General features: G+C 67.8%; 14 protein-coding genes. 7 read left to right on the top strand and 7 right to left on the bottom strand.

Going from position 1 to position 14,571, the window contains the following annotated elements; all coding sequences use genetic code 11:
• On the bottom strand, nt 1-347 hold a 347-nt coding region (locus tag ACFPU0_RS08625; RefSeq protein ID WP_377691470.1), incomplete at its 3' end, for an IS110 family transposase.
• Nucleotides 348-691: 344 nt separating this feature from the next.
• Here ACFPU0_RS08625 and ACFPU0_RS08620 point away from each other — a divergent pair.
• The 4 genes from ACFPU0_RS08620 (at nt 692) to ACFPU0_RS08605 (ending at nt 5,868) form a co-directional block, all read left to right on the top strand.
• On the top strand, nt 692-1,753 hold the full coding sequence (locus tag ACFPU0_RS08620; protein ID WP_377692481.1) for a putative 2-aminoethylphosphonate ABC transporter ATP-binding protein: 1,062 nt from the start codon (nt 692-694) through the stop codon (nt 1,751-1,753).
• Between the two features lies 1 nt (nt 1,754).
• Entirely contained in the window at nt 1,755-3,461 is a 1,707-nt protein-coding gene (locus ACFPU0_RS08615; RefSeq protein ID WP_377692480.1) for a putative 2-aminoethylphosphonate ABC transporter permease subunit, read from the top strand.
• 41 nt (nt 3,462-3,502) lie between these two features.
• On the top strand, nt 3,503-4,525 hold the full coding sequence (locus tag ACFPU0_RS08610) for a putative 2-aminoethylphosphonate ABC transporter substrate-binding protein (RefSeq protein WP_377692479.1): 1,023 nt from the start codon (nt 3,503-3,505) through the stop codon (nt 4,523-4,525).
• Nucleotides 4,526-4,737: 212 nt separating this feature from the next.
• A complete protein-coding gene (locus ACFPU0_RS08605; protein WP_377692478.1) occupies nt 4,738-5,868 on the top strand; it encodes a TIGR03364 family FAD-dependent oxidoreductase in 1,131 nt (376 codons plus the stop codon).
• Between the two features lie 147 nt (nt 5,869-6,015).
• Here the strand turns inward: ACFPU0_RS08605 and ACFPU0_RS08600 are convergent, their stop codons facing one another.
• The 4 genes from ACFPU0_RS08600 to ACFPU0_RS08585 are packed head-to-tail and all read right to left on the bottom strand — an operon-like array spanning nt 6,016 to nt 9,626.
• Nucleotides 6,016-7,095, bottom strand: coding sequence for an ABC transporter permease (locus ACFPU0_RS08600; RefSeq protein ID WP_377692477.1), 1,080 nt, complete (start codon nt 7,093-7,095; stop codon nt 6,016-6,018).
• Nucleotides 7,092-8,042 (bottom strand): ABC transporter ATP-binding protein, encoded by a 951-nt coding sequence (locus tag ACFPU0_RS08595; protein WP_377692476.1) that lies wholly within the window; start codon nt 8,040-8,042, stop codon nt 7,092-7,094. The genes ACFPU0_RS08600 and ACFPU0_RS08595 overlap by 4 nt, the downstream gene beginning before the upstream one ends.
• Nucleotides 8,029-8,991: an HlyD family secretion protein gene (locus ACFPU0_RS08590; protein ID WP_377692475.1), complete on the bottom strand. Its 963-nt coding sequence runs from the start codon at nt 8,989-8,991 to the stop codon at nt 8,029-8,031. The genes ACFPU0_RS08595 and ACFPU0_RS08590 overlap by 14 nt, the downstream gene beginning before the upstream one ends.
• The gene (locus ACFPU0_RS08585) at nt 8,988-9,626 is read right to left on the bottom strand and encodes a TetR/AcrR family transcriptional regulator (RefSeq protein WP_377692474.1); all 639 of its coding nucleotides are present in this window, start codon (nt 9,624-9,626) and stop codon (nt 8,988-8,990) included. The genes ACFPU0_RS08590 and ACFPU0_RS08585 overlap by 4 nt, the downstream gene beginning before the upstream one ends.
• Nucleotides 9,627-9,819: 193 nt before the next feature.
• Between ACFPU0_RS08585 and ACFPU0_RS08580 the strand changes: the two genes are divergently transcribed.
• The 3 genes from ACFPU0_RS08580 to ACFPU0_RS08570 are packed head-to-tail and all read left to right on the top strand — an operon-like array spanning nt 9,820 to nt 12,870.
• Nucleotides 9,820-11,808 (top strand): FUSC family protein, encoded by a 1,989-nt coding sequence (locus tag ACFPU0_RS08580; protein WP_377692473.1) that lies wholly within the window; start codon nt 9,820-9,822, stop codon nt 11,806-11,808.
• Nucleotides 11,795-12,001 carry a DUF1656 domain-containing protein gene (locus ACFPU0_RS08575; protein ID WP_377692472.1) on the top strand — a complete coding sequence of 69 codons (207 nt, stop codon included), beginning with the start codon at nt 11,795-11,797 and terminating at the stop codon, nt 11,999-12,001. The genes ACFPU0_RS08580 and ACFPU0_RS08575 overlap by 14 nt, the downstream gene beginning before the upstream one ends.
• Before the next feature lie 11 nt (nt 12,002-12,012).
• Complete coding sequence (locus tag ACFPU0_RS08570; protein WP_377692471.1) at nt 12,013-12,870, top strand: efflux RND transporter periplasmic adaptor subunit; 858 nt, start codon at nt 12,013-12,015, stop codon at nt 12,868-12,870.
• 215 nt (nt 12,871-13,085) lie between these two features.
• Here the strand turns inward: ACFPU0_RS08570 and ACFPU0_RS08565 are convergent, their stop codons facing one another.
• Nucleotides 13,086-13,556 (bottom strand): MaoC family dehydratase, encoded by a 471-nt coding sequence (locus ACFPU0_RS08565; RefSeq protein WP_377692470.1) that lies wholly within the window; start codon nt 13,554-13,556, stop codon nt 13,086-13,088.
• Nucleotides 13,553-14,512, bottom strand: coding sequence for an alpha/beta hydrolase (locus ACFPU0_RS08560; RefSeq protein WP_377692469.1), 960 nt, complete (start codon nt 14,510-14,512; stop codon nt 13,553-13,555). Before ACFPU0_RS08560 ends, ACFPU0_RS08565 begins: the two co-directional genes overlap by 4 nt.
• Between the last annotated feature and the right edge of the window lie 59 nt (nt 14,513-14,571).

The following is a 14,571-nucleotide window of genomic DNA, read 5'->3' as shown; positions in this document are numbered from 1 at the left end:
TGTTGCTCGGCACTCTTCACCGGCACGTAGTGCATGCCGGGTCGGCTGGCCGCTTCACAGATCGCCTCGGCGTCATGCGCATCATGCTTGTCGCCTTTGACGTAGGGTTTGACGAACTGCGGCGCGATCAAGCGGACCTCATGCCCCAGCTGGCGCAATTCACGGGCCCAATAGTGCGCACTGCCACAGGCCTCCATCGCCACCAGGCACGGCTCCAGCCGCCGGAAGAACTCCCGCATCTGGGCGCGCTTGAGCTGCCGGCGGCACTGCACCTGCTCGTGACTGTCGACCCCGTGAAGCTGAAAAACCTGCTTTGCCAGATCGACGCCAATACGTTTAAGTTTCATCTGGACTCCCCCTCCGGGACTGTTTGCTCGCAACCTCAGTCTGGCGCACCGACGCCGAAGGAGGGAGGAGTCCATTTCATTGCCCTATGCACTTTCTCGCCCTGGCGCGGGAAGTGGGGGAGGGTAGGCTGGGCTGAGGCACGAAGCCCAACGTATCGGGGGCGCCGGCGCGTTGGGCCTCACTGCGTTCGGCGCCAACCTACAGGGACCGTCCATCCAAAATCCACCAATGCCACTATCGGCGTACTTTGCCTAACCGCCATCTAGCCTTCGCAATCCTTGCCTAGCATCACTCTCGTCGAGCCGTGCCCCCGGGCACGCCAACCGCTTAACGAGGTTTTGCCATGTCCCATTCCGACCAGCACACCACCCATATGCGGGTGCGTGATATCCACAAGCGCTTCGGCCACTTCACTGCCCTGGGCGGGGTGAGCCTGGATATCGCCGAGGGCGAGCTGGTGTGCCTGCTGGGGCCGTCCGGCTGCGGCAAGACCACGCTGCTGCGCTGCATCGCCGGGCTGGAGCAGCAGGACAGCGGCAGCCTGCACATCGGGGCGCGGGACATTTCGCGCCTGCCGCCCCAGGCCCGTGACTACGGCATCCTGTTCCAGTCCTACGCGCTGTTCCCCAACCTCACCGTCGAGCAGAACATCGCTTATGGCCTGGCCGGTAGCAGCCGCGAGCAGGCTCGCGCGCGGGTTGCCGAGATGCTGGCGCTGGTGAGCCTTGCCGGCAGCGAGAAGAAGTTCCCCGGCCAGCTCTCCGGTGGCCAGCAGCAGCGCGTGGCCCTGGCCCGCGCGCTGGCACCGGCACCGTCGCTGCTGCTGCTGGACGAGCCGATGTCGGCGCTGGACGCCCGCGTCCGCGAGCATCTCTGCACCGAGTTGCGCCAGCTGCAGAAGCGCCTGGGCATCACCACCCTGATGGTCACCCACAACCAGGACGAGGCCATGCTGATGGCCGACCGCATCGCGGTGATGAACCAGGGTTGCGTCGAGCAGTACGGCACCCCGCAGGAGATCTACCGCCAGCCGGCCACGCCCTTCGTCGCCGAGTTCGTCGGCCAGGGCAACTGGCTGCCTTTCGAGTCGCGCCGGAACGGCCATGCCCGCGTCGGTGACCTGGACCTGCGCCTGCCCGAATCCGCCGGCGATGCCGCCAGCGGCCGCGTGTTCTGCCGCCCCGAGGCCATCGCCATCAACCCCTCCGAGCAGCAGGACAACCGCTTCCGCGCCCAGGTGCGGGAGATCACCTTCCTCGGTAACCGCTGCCGCATGAGCTTCGAGCTGGAACAGCTGCCGGGCCACCCGCTGCTCGCTGAGCTGGACCCCGAGAGCCTGCCGCGCCTGGGCACCCCGGACATCTGGGTGGCCCTGCCGTCCCGCAGCCTGCAGGTGTTCGCTTGAGATGGACGCCGTGATCAAGCTGGACAAGCCCCAGGCCAAGGGTGCCCTGCGCGCCGACCTGGGCGACCGCCTGTTCGTGCAGGGCGGCAAGTACCTCTTCCTCGGCCTGCTGACCCTGGCGGTGCTGCTGCCGCTGCTGGCCATCTTCTGGCGCGGTTTCAGTGGTGATGCAGGGCAGGGCGGCGGTCTCGCTGCGGCCCAGGAGTTGTTCGCCAGCGCCAACTTCCACTGGCTGCTGGGCAACAGCCTGAAGGTGTCCCTCAGCGTGGCCGCCATCGTGGTGCCTAGCGCCTACCTGTTCGCCTACGCCCTGCAACGCACCCTGATCCCGGCCAAGGGCCTGTGGCGGGGGATTTCGCTACTGCCGCTGCTGGCGCCGTCGATGCTGCCGGGCATCGCGCTGATCTACCTGTTCGGCAATCAGGGCCTGCTGCGCGACTGGCTGCCGGACAATATCTACGGCTTCTGGGGCATCGTCCTGGGCCAGGCCATCTACACCTTTCCCCATGCGCTGATGGTGCTGATTTCCGCCCTCGGCATGGCCGATGCGCGCCTGTTCGACGCCGCCGCCAGCATGGGCGCCGGCCCCTGGAAGGCCTTCCGCAGCATTACCTGGCCGGCCACCCGCCAGGCGGTGTTCGCCGCCTTCTGCCTGGTGTTCACCCTGTGCATCACCGACTTCGGCGTGCCGGTGGTGGTCGGCGGCGACTACCAGGTGCTGGCACTGGAGGCCTACAAGGCCGTGGTCGGCCAGCAGCAGTTCGGCCGTGGCGCGCTGATCGGCATGGTCCTGCTGGTGCCGGCGCTGCTCAGCTTCGGCGTCGACGCCTGGCTGCGCCGCCGCCAGGGCGAGGCCATGAGCGGCCGCGCCCAGGTCTTCCACCCGGCGCCGTCCAAGGTTCGCGACGCCTGCTTCCTGGCCCTGGTGCTGGTGGTCTGCGCCGTGCTCCTGCTGGTGCTGGGCATGGCGGTGTACTCCTCGCTGGTGAAGTTCTGGCCCTACAACCTGTCGCTGTCCCTGCGCCACTACGCCTTCGAGGAAACCGCCGGCGGCGGCTGGCTGGCCTACCGCAACAGCCTGACCCTGGCCACCTGCACGGCGATCTTCGGCGGCGCACTGATCTTCACCGGCGCCTACCTGATGGAGAAGACCCGTGGCCAGCAGTGGCTGAACCAGGCGCTGCGCCTGCTGAGCTTCGTGCCCATGGCGGTGCCCGGCTTGGTGCTCGGCCTCGGCTACGTGTTCTTCTTCAACCTGCCGGGCAACCCGCTGCATTTCCTCTACGGCAGCATGACCCTGCTGGTGGTCTGCTCCATCGCGCACTTCCTCACCACCGCGCAGATGACCGCCACCACCGCCCTGCGCCAGCTGGGCGGCGAGTTCGAAGCCGCCGCGCTGTCGCTCAAGGCCCCGCTGTGGCGCCACTACCTGCGGGTGACGCTGCCGATCTGCCTGCCGGCGCTGCTGGATATCGTCCGCTACCTGTTCGTCTCGGCCATGACCACGGTGTCCGCCGCCATCTTCCTCTACAGCCCGGACAGCATCCTCGCCGCCGTGGCCGTGCTGAACATGGACGATGCCGGCAACGTCGGCGGCGCCGCCGCCATGTCCACCCTGATCCTGCTCACCTCCGCCGTGGTGTCCCTGCTGCTGGCCTGGGCCTCGCGCGGCCTGCTGCGCCGCTCCCAGGCCTGGCGCAGCCACTGAACAACCAAAAACCGCAAGCCAACCCCGACAAGGAGCTTTTCATGTTCAAACGTCTCGCCCTCGCCGCCGCCGTGATGGCCGGCTTCAGCCTCCAGGCCCAGGCCGCCACCGAGCTGACGGTCTACACCGCCCTGGAAGCCGAACAGCTGTCGGCCTACAAGAAGGCCTTCGAAGCGCAGAACCCGGATATCGAGATCAAGTGGGTGCGTGATTCCACCGGCATCATCACCGCCAAGCTGCTGGCCGAGAAGGACCGTCCGCAGGCCGACGCCGTGTGGGGCCTGGCCGCGTCCAGCCTGGCCATCCTCGATGCGCAGGGCATGCTGGAGAAGTACGCGCCCAAGCACCTGGAGAGCATCGGCGCCAACTACCGCGACGCCGCCAACCCGCCGGCCTGGGTCGGCATGGACGTGTGGGCCGCGACCATCTGCTTCAACACCGTGGAAGCCGAGAAGCAGGGCCTCTCCAAGCCGGTGAGCTGGGAGGACCTGACCAGGCCCGAGTACAAGGGCAAGATCGTGATGCCCAACCCGGCGTCCTCCGGCACCGGCTTCCTCGACGTCAGTGCCTGGCTGCAGACCTTCGGCGAGCAGCAGGGCTGGGCCTACATGGATGGCCTGCACCAGAACATCGGCCAGTACGTCCACTCTGGCTCCAAGCCGTGCAAGCTGGCCGCCGCCGGCGAGTTCCCCATCGGCATCTCCTTCGAATACCCGGCCGTGCAACTGAAACGCCAGGGCGCACCGCTGGACATCGTCCTGCCCAAGGAAGGCCTGGGCTGGGAAATCGAGGCCACCGGCATCGTCAAGGGCACCGACCAGCTGGAAGCGGCGAAGAAGCTCGCCGACTTCTCCTCCAGCCCCGCCGCCATGGAGCTGTACAAGGAAAACTTCGCCGTGCTCGCCGCCCCCGGCATCGCCAAGCCGCAGACCGAACTGCCGGCCGACTACGAGCAGCGCCTGATCAGGAACGACTTCGCCTGGGCCTCGCAGAACCGCGACCAGATCCTCGCCGAATGGCGCAAGCGCTACGACGGCAAGTCCGAGAAGCTGCCGCAGCAGTAAGGCGCGACGCCGACGGTTCCCTCTCCCCAACCCTCTCCCTGAAGGGAGAGGGGGCTGATCGGTGCAACGATTAACAGGGGTTCGCGCTGGGACTTCTGGAGCGAACCCGGACTGGATTCCTGGATGAACGTGTCGTCCGCCCCGCGCTGGGGCGACCCCCTCTCCTTCAGGGAGAGGGCGGGGGAGAGGGGATGTGACACCAGGAGAACCCCATGCCCCTGCAAGACACCGATATCGCCATAGTCGGCGCCGGCATCCTCGGCCTTTCCCACGCCTACGCCGCCGCCCGGCGCGGCCTGCGCGTCAGCGTCTTCGAACGCAGCGCCACGCCGCTGGGCGCCTCGGTGCGCAACTTCGGCCAGGCCCTGGTCACTGGCCAGCCGCCGGGTCCCATGCATGCCCTGGCCCGCGACAGCCGTGAGATCTGGGGCGGCTGGGCCGAGGCCGGCGGTTTCCACATCCGCCGCAACGGCTCGCTGCTGTTCGCCCGCACCCGTGCCGAGGAGGAACTGCTGGAAGCCTTCTGCGAAGTGCGTGCACCGGAGCACGGCTACCACGTCGAGCTGCTGCGCGGCGAACGCCTGCACGATCTCTACCGGGGCCAGTTCAGTCACCACCGCGCCGCGTTGCTGGGCCTGGACGACCAGCAGATCTACTCCCGCGAGGCCGTTCCCGCGCTGGTGGAGTACTTGCGTCGTACCCATGGCGTCGAATTCCATTTCTCCACCCTGGTGCGCGACCTCGAGCCCGGAGTTATCCACAGCACCAGGGGCCGTTGCCGTGCCGAGCAGATCATCGTCTGCTCCGGGCATGACTATCAGACCCTGCTGGCCGAGCAGATCGCCCCGCTGCAGCCCCAGGTGTGCCGGCTGCAGATGCTGCGGGTGCGCCCGGAGTGCGACTTCGGCCTGGACCACGCGGTGCTCACCGGCCTCAGCTGTGTCCACTACGGCGCCTTCGCCGATCTGCCGGAAGCCGAGGCCATCCGCGAGCAGATCCGGGGCGAGCAACCGGAGCTGGAAGCGCACGGCATCCATCTGCTGGTCAGCCCGACGCCTTACGGCGAGCTGATAGTCGGTGATTCCCATCACTACGGCGTTGACGCCTCGCCGTTCAATGCCGAGGCGGTGGACGACATCATGCTGGCGTTGGCCGAACACACCCTGGGCACCCGCTTGCGGGTGGTGGAGCGCTGGCAGGGCGTCTACGGCGCCCGTGGGCCTGGGCCGTTCTCGGTGCTCAGGGCGGCGCCGGGGGTGACCGCCGTGTTGATGCACAGCGGTGTGGGCATGAGCATCGGCCCGGCGCTGGGTGAGCGGACGGTGGCGGGGTTGCTCTCATGATCGCGACGTAGGGAATTGTTGTAGGGGCGAATTCATTCGCCAAGGGCCGCGCAGCGGCCCCCTTGATGGTTCGCAGGGCAGACCTTCGGCCTGCTTGGCGAATGAATTCGCCCCTACAGAAAAATGATCGCCCCACCGAATGCGGCTTCAATCCAACCGCTTGTGCACCCGCATCACCGCGATGATCAGCATCGCCAGGGTGAACACCGCCAGCACCACCAGCTCCAGCCAGAGGTCGGCCAGGCCCGCGCCGCGCAGCATGATGCCGCGGGTCAGGCGCAGGAAGTGGGTCAGCGGCAGGATTTCGGCTATCCATTGCGCCACCTTCGGCATGCCGGCGAAGGGGAACATGAAGCCGGACAGCAGGATCTGCGGCAGGAAGGTGAAGAAGGCCATCTGCATGGCCTGGAACTGGCTGCGGGCGAGGGTCGAGATGAACACCCCGAGGGTCAGGCTGGCGAGGATGAACACCAGCGCCGCGCCATAGAGCTCAAGCAACGAACCGCGTACCGGCACATCGAACAACCAGAGGCCCACCAGCAGGATCACCGTCACCTGTACCAGGCCGATGCCGACGAAGGGCAATACCTTGCCCAGGGTCAGCTCCCAGGGTGACAGCGGCGTGGTGATCAGCAGCTCCATGTTGCCGCGCTCGCGTTCGCGCACCAGGGCGATGGCGGTGAACAGCACCATGGTCATGGTGAGGATCACGCCGATCAGCCCCGGCACCGTGTTCAGCGGTGCCAGGCGTTCCGGGTTGTAGAGGTTGACCACCTGCACGCCGGTGAGGTCGGGCCAGCCGGGCAGGGGATAGGCCGCCAGTTGGCGGGCGGAGGCTTGCACCACCTGGTCGGAGCCGTCCACCACCAGTTGCAGCGGCGGGCGGTCGCGGCGCTGCAGGCGCGCCTCGAAGTCCGGCGGCACTACCAGGGCGGCACTGATGCTGCCTTCGCGCAGCAGTCGGTCGAGCTGTTGCGGACTGGACAGCTGGTAACGGTAATCCAGCACCTGGCTGGCGCCGAGTTCCGCCACCACTTCGCGGGAGCGGGCGGTGTCGGCCTGGTCCAGTACGGCGGCGTGCAGGCCGCGCACGTCCATGTTGATGGCGTAGCCGAAGAGCACCAGCTGCATGATGGGGATGCCGACGATCATGGCGAAAGTCAGGCGGTCGCGGCGCAGCTGGCGCAGTTCCTTGACCACTATGGCCCCCAGGCGGCGCAGGTTCATGACGAGGCTCCAGACCGTTCGAGCGGGCGGTGGGTGACGGCGACGAAGACGTCTTCGAGGTTGGCCTGGGTGTAGGTCACTTCGGCTGCCACGCCGTTGCCGGCCAGGCGTCGGGCGATGCGTTCGCGGGCGTCGCCGACGGCGCTTAGCACCCGCAGCGAGGCGCCGATCTGGGCCATGGCGATGACCTCCTCGGCGCCTTGCAGGGCACGCTGGGCCTGGCGCGGTTGGGCGCACTCCACCAGCAGCGGGCGGCCGGGCAGGGCGGCCATCAGGTCCGCCGGGCTGCCGTCGGCCACCAGCCGGCCGGCGTCGAGGATGCCGAGGCGGGTGCAGCGTTCCGCTTCATCCATGTAGTGGGTTGAGACCAGCAGGGTGGTGCCGGCCTCCGCCAGCTCGAACAGCGAATCCCAGAATTCCCGGCGCGATTGCGGGTCCACGGCGCTGGTGGGTTCGTCCAGCAGCAGCAGGTCGGGTTTGTGCAGCACGGCGCCGGCCAGGGCCAGGCGTTGCTTCTGGCCGCCGCTCATGGTGCCGGCCAGCTGCTTGCGGCGATCCGCCAGCCAGTAGCGTTCCAGCAGCTCGTCGATGCGCTGGCGCGCCTCGCGGCGGTCCAGCCCCTGGACGGTGGCGAGGAATTCCAGGTTCTCGCCCACCGTCAGGTCTTCGTAGAGGGAGAACTTCTGGGTCATGTAGCCGATGCGCCGCTTCAGCGCCTCGGCATCGCGCGGGACCTGGCAGCCCAGCACGTCGATCTCGCCGCTGCTGGGCAGCAGCAGGCCGCAGAGCATACGGATGGTGGTGGACTTGCCGCTGCCGTTGGGGCCAAGGAAGCCGAACACCTCGGCGCGGTTGACGTGCAGGTCCAGCCCGTCGACCGCGGTGAGCTGGCCGAAGCGCTTGGTCAGGCCGCTGGCCCGGATGACGATTTCTTCATTGCTGTTCATGGCTCACTCGCTCCGCCTGCACCGGCAGGCCGGCGGGCAGCTGGCGCGCGGCCTCGCCTTGCAGCACCAGTTCGGCGCGGTAGACCAGGCGGCTGGCGTCCTCTCCGGTGAGGGCGAAGTAGGGCGTGAAGCTGGATTCGCTGGCGATGCTGCGCACCGTCGCATCGAAGGGCTCAGGCACGCCTTCCACCTTCACCTTGAGGGCGTCGCCGATGGCGATCTGCGGACGCACCGAGGCCGGCACGTAGACCCGTGCGTAGGGCGCGTCGCCCACCAGCAGGCTGACCAGTTCGGCATTCAGCGGCGGCTGGTCACCGGGCTTGAAGGGCAGGGCGTCGACCCGGCCCGCGCGAGGTGCGCGCAGGCTGAGATGCTCGCGGGTGACCTGCAGCTGCGCCAGCCGGCCCTGGGCGGCCTGGAGCTGGGCGGTGGCCTGCTCGATCTGTTCCGGGCGGGTGCCGTTGGTGAGTTCGCGCAACTGGGCATCGGCGTTGTTCACGGCGGCGAGCGCCTGGTCGCGGGCGGCGCGGGCGCGGTCCAGCTCGGCGATGGCCACCTGGCGGCGCTGGTAGAGGGCCTGGATACGCTGGAAGGTGCGCTCGGCGTCGGTGTGTTCGGCGCGGTTGCGGCTGAGGGTGGCGCGGGCGGCGTCCATGGTTTCGCTGCGGGCGCCATTGGCCAGCTCGTCGAGCCGCGCCTGGGCCAGGCCGACGTCGCCTTCGGCTTCCTTGAGGCGGGCATCGAGGCGGCGCGGGTCCAGCTCCAGCAGCAACTGGCCTTCGTGCACCAGATCGCCCTCGGCGACGCGCCAGGCGAGGATGGTTTCCGAGGCCTCGGCAGGCAGGCCGATGCGGTCCCATTCCAGGGTGCCGAGCAAGGGTTCCCGGGCCGGGTCCTCGCAGCCGCCGAGCAGGGTGAAGGCCAGCAGGCAGGGAAGCAACCTGTTCATGGTTTCACCTCCAGGCCGCGTTCCAGCAGGGCCAGTATGTGCTTCACCATGGCCTCGTCACCCAGTTCCGGGCTGGCGAAGATGCCGCGCCAGATCTGCCCGGCGGCGTAGGGCAGCATCACCAGGCCCACCAGCGAAACCACCAGCAGGCGCGGATCGATGTCGGGGTTCAGGCGTCCGCCGGCCTGGGCCGCGGCGAAGCGCTGGGCCAGCAGGATGGGCACCATGGGCGCGAAGCGTCCGGCCAGCATTTCCCGCAGGGCGCCGCCTTCGCAGAGCACTTCGCGCACCCAGAGCGGTGGCAGCCAGGGATTGCGGCTGAGGTTGGCACTCATGCCACGGACAAAGGCAGTGACCAGCTCCAGCGGGTCGTCGCCCACTTGCTGCAGGCGTTCGGCCATGCCCTGGAACAGCGGTAGCAGGCGCTCTTCCACCATGGCGTCCACCAGGCGTTCCTTGTTGCCGAAGTAGTAGTTGACCAGGGCCGGCGTCACCCCGGCCTGCTGGGCGATGCCACGCAGGCTGGTGGCGTGGATGCCGATCTGGGCGAAGGCCTGGGTGGCGGCGTCCAGCAGGCGTTCGCGCTGGAGCTGGGAATCGCCTGTGGGGCGGCCGGGGGCGCGGGGGCGGGTCACGGGAAATCTCCGGTGCAGAAACAACGGTTTTATTTAAATATGTGTTTAATTAATTGGCAACGAGGAGCCGACGAACGCGAGCTCCCCCTCTGGACGAAAACAGATAGGACACTAATAATAAGCCTTGCGTATAGCTGGCCGGTCCCGGCGGGCTATCTTCAATTTCTATCTGGTTGAGCCCTGGACCTTGCCCGTGCGCGATTCCCTGCGTGCCTTTCTGGCGCCTGACATTCCGGCGCTGCAATTCGTCATCAAGACCCTGCTGGGCGGCGGCCTTGCGCTCTGGTGCGCGTTCCGCTTCGACCTGCAGCAGCCGCAGTGGGCGCTGATGACCGCCTTCATCGTGGCCCAGCCGCTCTCCGGCATGGTGGTGCAGAAGGGCCTGGCGCGGCTGCTCGGCACCCTGGTGGGGACGGTGATGTCGGTGGTGATAGTGGCGCTCTTCGCCCAGACGCCCTGGCTGTTCCTGCTGGCGCTGGCCACCTGGCTGGGCATCTGCACCGCCGCGTCGACCATGATGCGCAGCGCCTGGTCCTATTCCTTCGTGCTGGCGGGCTACACCGTCGCCATCATCGGCCTGCCGGCCATCGCCCATCCGCTGGCGGTGTTCGACCAGGCGGTGGCCCGCTGCACGGAAATCTGCCTCGGCATCCTCTGTGCCACCCTCACCAGCGCGCTGCTCTGGCCGCAGCGGGTCGAACGCCAGTTGGCGCGCCAGGCGCGGGATGCCTGGCAATGCGGTATCCAGGCGGCGATCACTGCGCTCAAGGGTGAACGCCAGGAGCGCCAGGGCCTGCTCGGTGTACTCGGGCGCATCGTTGCGGTGGATGCCCAGCGTGAGCACGCCTGGTTCGAAGGCAACCGCGGTCGCCAGCGCGCCGTGGCCCTGCAGGTGCTCAGCCACGACCTGCTCAGCCTGCTGCGCCTGGCCCGTGGTGTCGCGCGGCAGTGGCGCCAGCTGGGGGAAGGCGAGGCCGAGCGGCTGCGGCCCTTGCTGGAAGAGGTGGAGCAGACCCTGGCCGAGCCCGACGTGCCGCGCCTGGACGATCTGCGTGAACGCCTGCTGCTGGCGTCCGAGGACGAAAGCCTGTCCACCGTCCAGCAGTATTGCCTCGGGCGCATGGCGGTGGTGATGCGCCAGGCCGCGACGGCAGTGGGTTCCATGCATGCCGTGGAGCGCGGCGAGGCACCGGCCGATGCACCGCCGCCGCTCTCCACCCACCGCGACCTGCAGACCGCCACCATCTATGGCCTGCGCAGTGCCCTGGCCTTCCTCGGGTTGTCGGCATTCTGGCTGGCCACCGCCTGGACCTCGGCGGTGGGCGCGCTGACCCTCACCTGCGTGATCTGCGGGCTGTTCGCCAGCCGCGAGAATGCCGAGCAGATCGGCTTCCTTTTTCTGCGCGGCATCGTCTATGCGCTGCCCGTGGCCTTTGTGGTCGGGCAGGTGATACTGCCCCAGCTCAGTGGTTTTGCCATGCTCTGCCTGGCCCTGGGTGTGCCGCTGTTCTTCGGGGCCCTGGGCATGGCCAAGCCGGCCCTGGGCGCCACGGCCACCTCTTTCTGCCTGCATTTCATCGTGCTTTGCGCGCCGCAGAACATCATGCGCTTCGATGTCGGACTGTTCTTCAACGAGGCGATTTCCATGCTGCTGGGGGTGGGCTTCGCGGTGCTGTCGTTCCGCCTGATTCCACTGCGCAATCCGGTCTGGCACGGCCGCCGCCTGCTCAAGGTGACCCTGGGTGACCTGGCGCGGCTGACCGGTGTGGCCCTGGCGGGCGCGGAGAACTGGTTCGGCGGGCGCATGGCCGACCGTCTCCTGCAGCTGGCGCGGCTCTATCCGGTGCTGCCGGAGCAGGCCCGCAGTCGCTGGGACGATGGCCTCGCCAGCCTCGACCTCGGCGACGAACTCTTGCACCTGCGCCGCTGCCTGGCGGCCGCCGACAAGCCCCTGGAAGGTTCGGAGGAGCGCTTCCTCCGGCAGTTGGAACGGGTCCTCCTGCAGGGGCCCGCCCCAGGCCGCGCGGCAGCGCTCGACCAGCCCGCCGGCGAGCTGCTGGCCGCCCTGCGTGCTGCCGGTCGCAGCATCGACCGGCGCCTGGCCCAGGCGGCCCTGGTGCAGCTGCAACAAAGCTGGCGGCAATGGTGTGAACAACAGGAGGCGAGCCATGGGCTTGCGTGAATGGTCCCTGGGCGGCGTGCTGCTCAGCCCCTTTCTGCTCTATGCGGTGCTGGCACTGCTGGTGACCGGCGTGTTGCGCCTGGGCCTGGCCCGGATCGGCGCGAGCCGCTGGATCTGGCACGAAGCGCTGTTCGATTCCGCTTTGTATGTCTGTGTGCTGGCCGCGCTGGTGGCGCTGACCGGGCACTGGTGAAGGAGAAGATGATGCGTTCCCTGGTACGTGTGCTGGTAACCCTGACCCTGGTCGTGGTGGCCCTGGTGGCCGGCTATGGCCTCTGGCAGCACTACATGCTTGCACCCTGGACCCGTGACGCGCGGGTGCGCGCCGATGTGGTGGTGATTTCGCCGGACGTGTCCGGCTGGGTGATGGACCTCAAGGTCCAGGACAACCAGCAGGTGAAGGCTGGCGACCTGCTGCTGTCGGTCGACCGCGAGCGCTACCAGGCGGCACTGGAAAAGGCCCGCGCGGTGGCCGATACCCGTCAGCACCAATTGCGCCTGCGTGAGCACGAGGCCTCCCGCCGCGAGCATCTCGGGCCCCAGGCCATCAGCGCGGAGCTGCGGGAGAACGCGCTGATCACCGCTGAAGTGGCCCGTGCCGAGTTCCGCGAAGCCCAGGCCGAACTCAAGGTGGCCGAGCTGAACCTGGCCCGCAGCGAATTGCGCGCGCCGCGCAGTGGCCAGGTCACCAACCTGCGCCTTGCCCAGGGCAACTACGTGAGTGCCGGCCAGCCGGTAATGGCGCTGGTGGACGATGGCTCCTTCTACGTCCAGGCCTACTTCGAGGAAACCAAGTTGCCGCGCATCAAGGTGGGCGCGCCGGTGCAGGTCTGGTTGATGAGTGCCGGCGAACCGCTGACCGGCAAGGTGGAGAGCATCAGCCGCGGCATCACCGACCGCAATGCCAGCCCGGATACCCAGCTGCTGGCCAATGTCGAACCCACCTTCAACTGGGTGCGCCTGGCGCAGCGGATCCCGGTGCGGATCAAGCTGGACAAGCTGCCGGATGACGTGCAGCTGAGCGCGGGGATGACCGCGAGTGTGACGGTGGGGGAGGAATAAAGCGGACGTGAGTCTTTCGTAGGTTGGTGCCGAGCCTGCGAGGCCCGACATGGAGTGCGCGTTGGCTCCGAAGTGTTGGGCCTCGTTCCTCGGCACCAATCTACGGCAGGGCTGCGCCCTGCTTGGCGAATGAATTCGCCCCTACAGGAAAAGCCGAGGCGTCGCCCATGAAGAAGCCCGGATTCGATCCGGGCTTCTTCGTTTCCTGCAGGGCCTCAGCCGATGGTGATCGGCGGCAGCTCCGGCAGTTCCACCGACAGCTGCTGCTTGGGCGCCAGCACTTCGGCTTCGCCGTCCACTACTTGCTCGGAGTTCTGGTTGAACACGCGGGTGGCGATGCGCACGCGGTTCTTCGGCAGTTTCTCGAGGATTTCCAGTTCCACGGTCAGGCTGTCGCCCAGTTTCACCGGGCGGGTGAACTTGAGTTGCTGGCCGAGGTAGATGCTGCCCGGGCCGGGCATCTCGCAGGCGATGGCCGCGCTGATCAGGGCGCCGGTGAACATGCCGTGGGCGATGCGCTCCTTGAACAGGGTGCCGGCGGCGTATTCGGCATCCAGGTGCACCGGGTTGCGGTCGCCGGAGACGGCGGCGAACAGCTGGATGTGGCGCTCTTCGACTGTGGTGGAGAAGTTGGCTTTCTGCCCGACTTCCAGGGCGTCGTAGGTGAAGTTGGTAACCTGGCTCATGCAGTCTCCTTGGCTTGCGGTTGGGGGTGTCGACGGTGGGCAAGGGCCTGCTCCAGCCAGTCGATCAAGTCACGGGTCACCTCGTCGCGGTTGCTCTCGTTGAGCAACTCGTGGCGGGCGCCGGGGTAGATGTTCAGTTGCACGTCCTTGATGCCGGCCAGGCGCAGGGCCGCGGCCAGATCCTGCAGGCGCCGGCCGTCGCTGACCGGGTCGCGTTCGCCGCCGATCACCAGCAGCGGCAGGTCGGGGTCGATCTGCGCCAGGTTCTTCGGTGGGGTGATGTTCTGAAGCCCGCCGAGCAGGTCGAGCCACAGCTGGTTGGTGCAACGGAAGCCGCACAGCGGATCGCCCACGTACTTGTCCACTTCCAGCGGGTCCCGGCTCAGCCAGTCGAAGGCCGTGCGGTTGGGCTTGAAGGCCTTGTTGAAGGAGCCGAAGGAGAGGAAGTCGATCAATGCGCTGCGGCCTTCCTTGCCCTGGCGCCAGCGTTCGAAGCGGGCCACCAGGCGGGCCACCTTGTACAACGCAACCGGCTGGTAGTTGGAGCCGGAGAGGATGGCACCGTGCAGGCTGCAGCTGTGCTGCATCAGGTAGGCCTGGCCGATGTAGCTGCCCATGCTGTGGCCCAGCAGGAAGATCGGGACCTGCGGGTGCTGCTGGCGGATATGGTGGTTGAGGCTGGCGAGATCGCCGATCACCTTGTTCCAGCCGTCCGCCGTGGCGTACTGGCCCAGGACGCCATGCTCGGCGCTGCGCCCGTGGCCGCGCTGGTCCAGTGCGTACAGCTCGATGCCGGCGGCCACCAGGGCGTCCCCCAGTCGGGCGTAGCGGCCGCTGTGCTCGGCCATGCCGTGGGAGAGCATGACCACCGCCCTGGGCGGGGCATCGCCGGCCCAGTGATTGACGTACAGGGGCACTGCATCGCTGGCGTCGAGCCAGAAAGCGTCGTGGCGCATGGCCGATCCTTCTGCCGGTTGATCGCCGCATTGTGCACGGGCTCCGAGGCAGAGCAAAG

The sequence above is a fragment of the Pseudomonas sp. GCM10022186 genome, assembly GCF_042656385.1.
GTDB lineage: Bacteria > Pseudomonadota > Gammaproteobacteria > Pseudomonadales > Pseudomonadaceae > Metapseudomonas.
The sequence above is the reverse complement of the archived record's forward strand: the minus strand, read 5'-3'. Positions and strand labels throughout refer to the sequence as shown.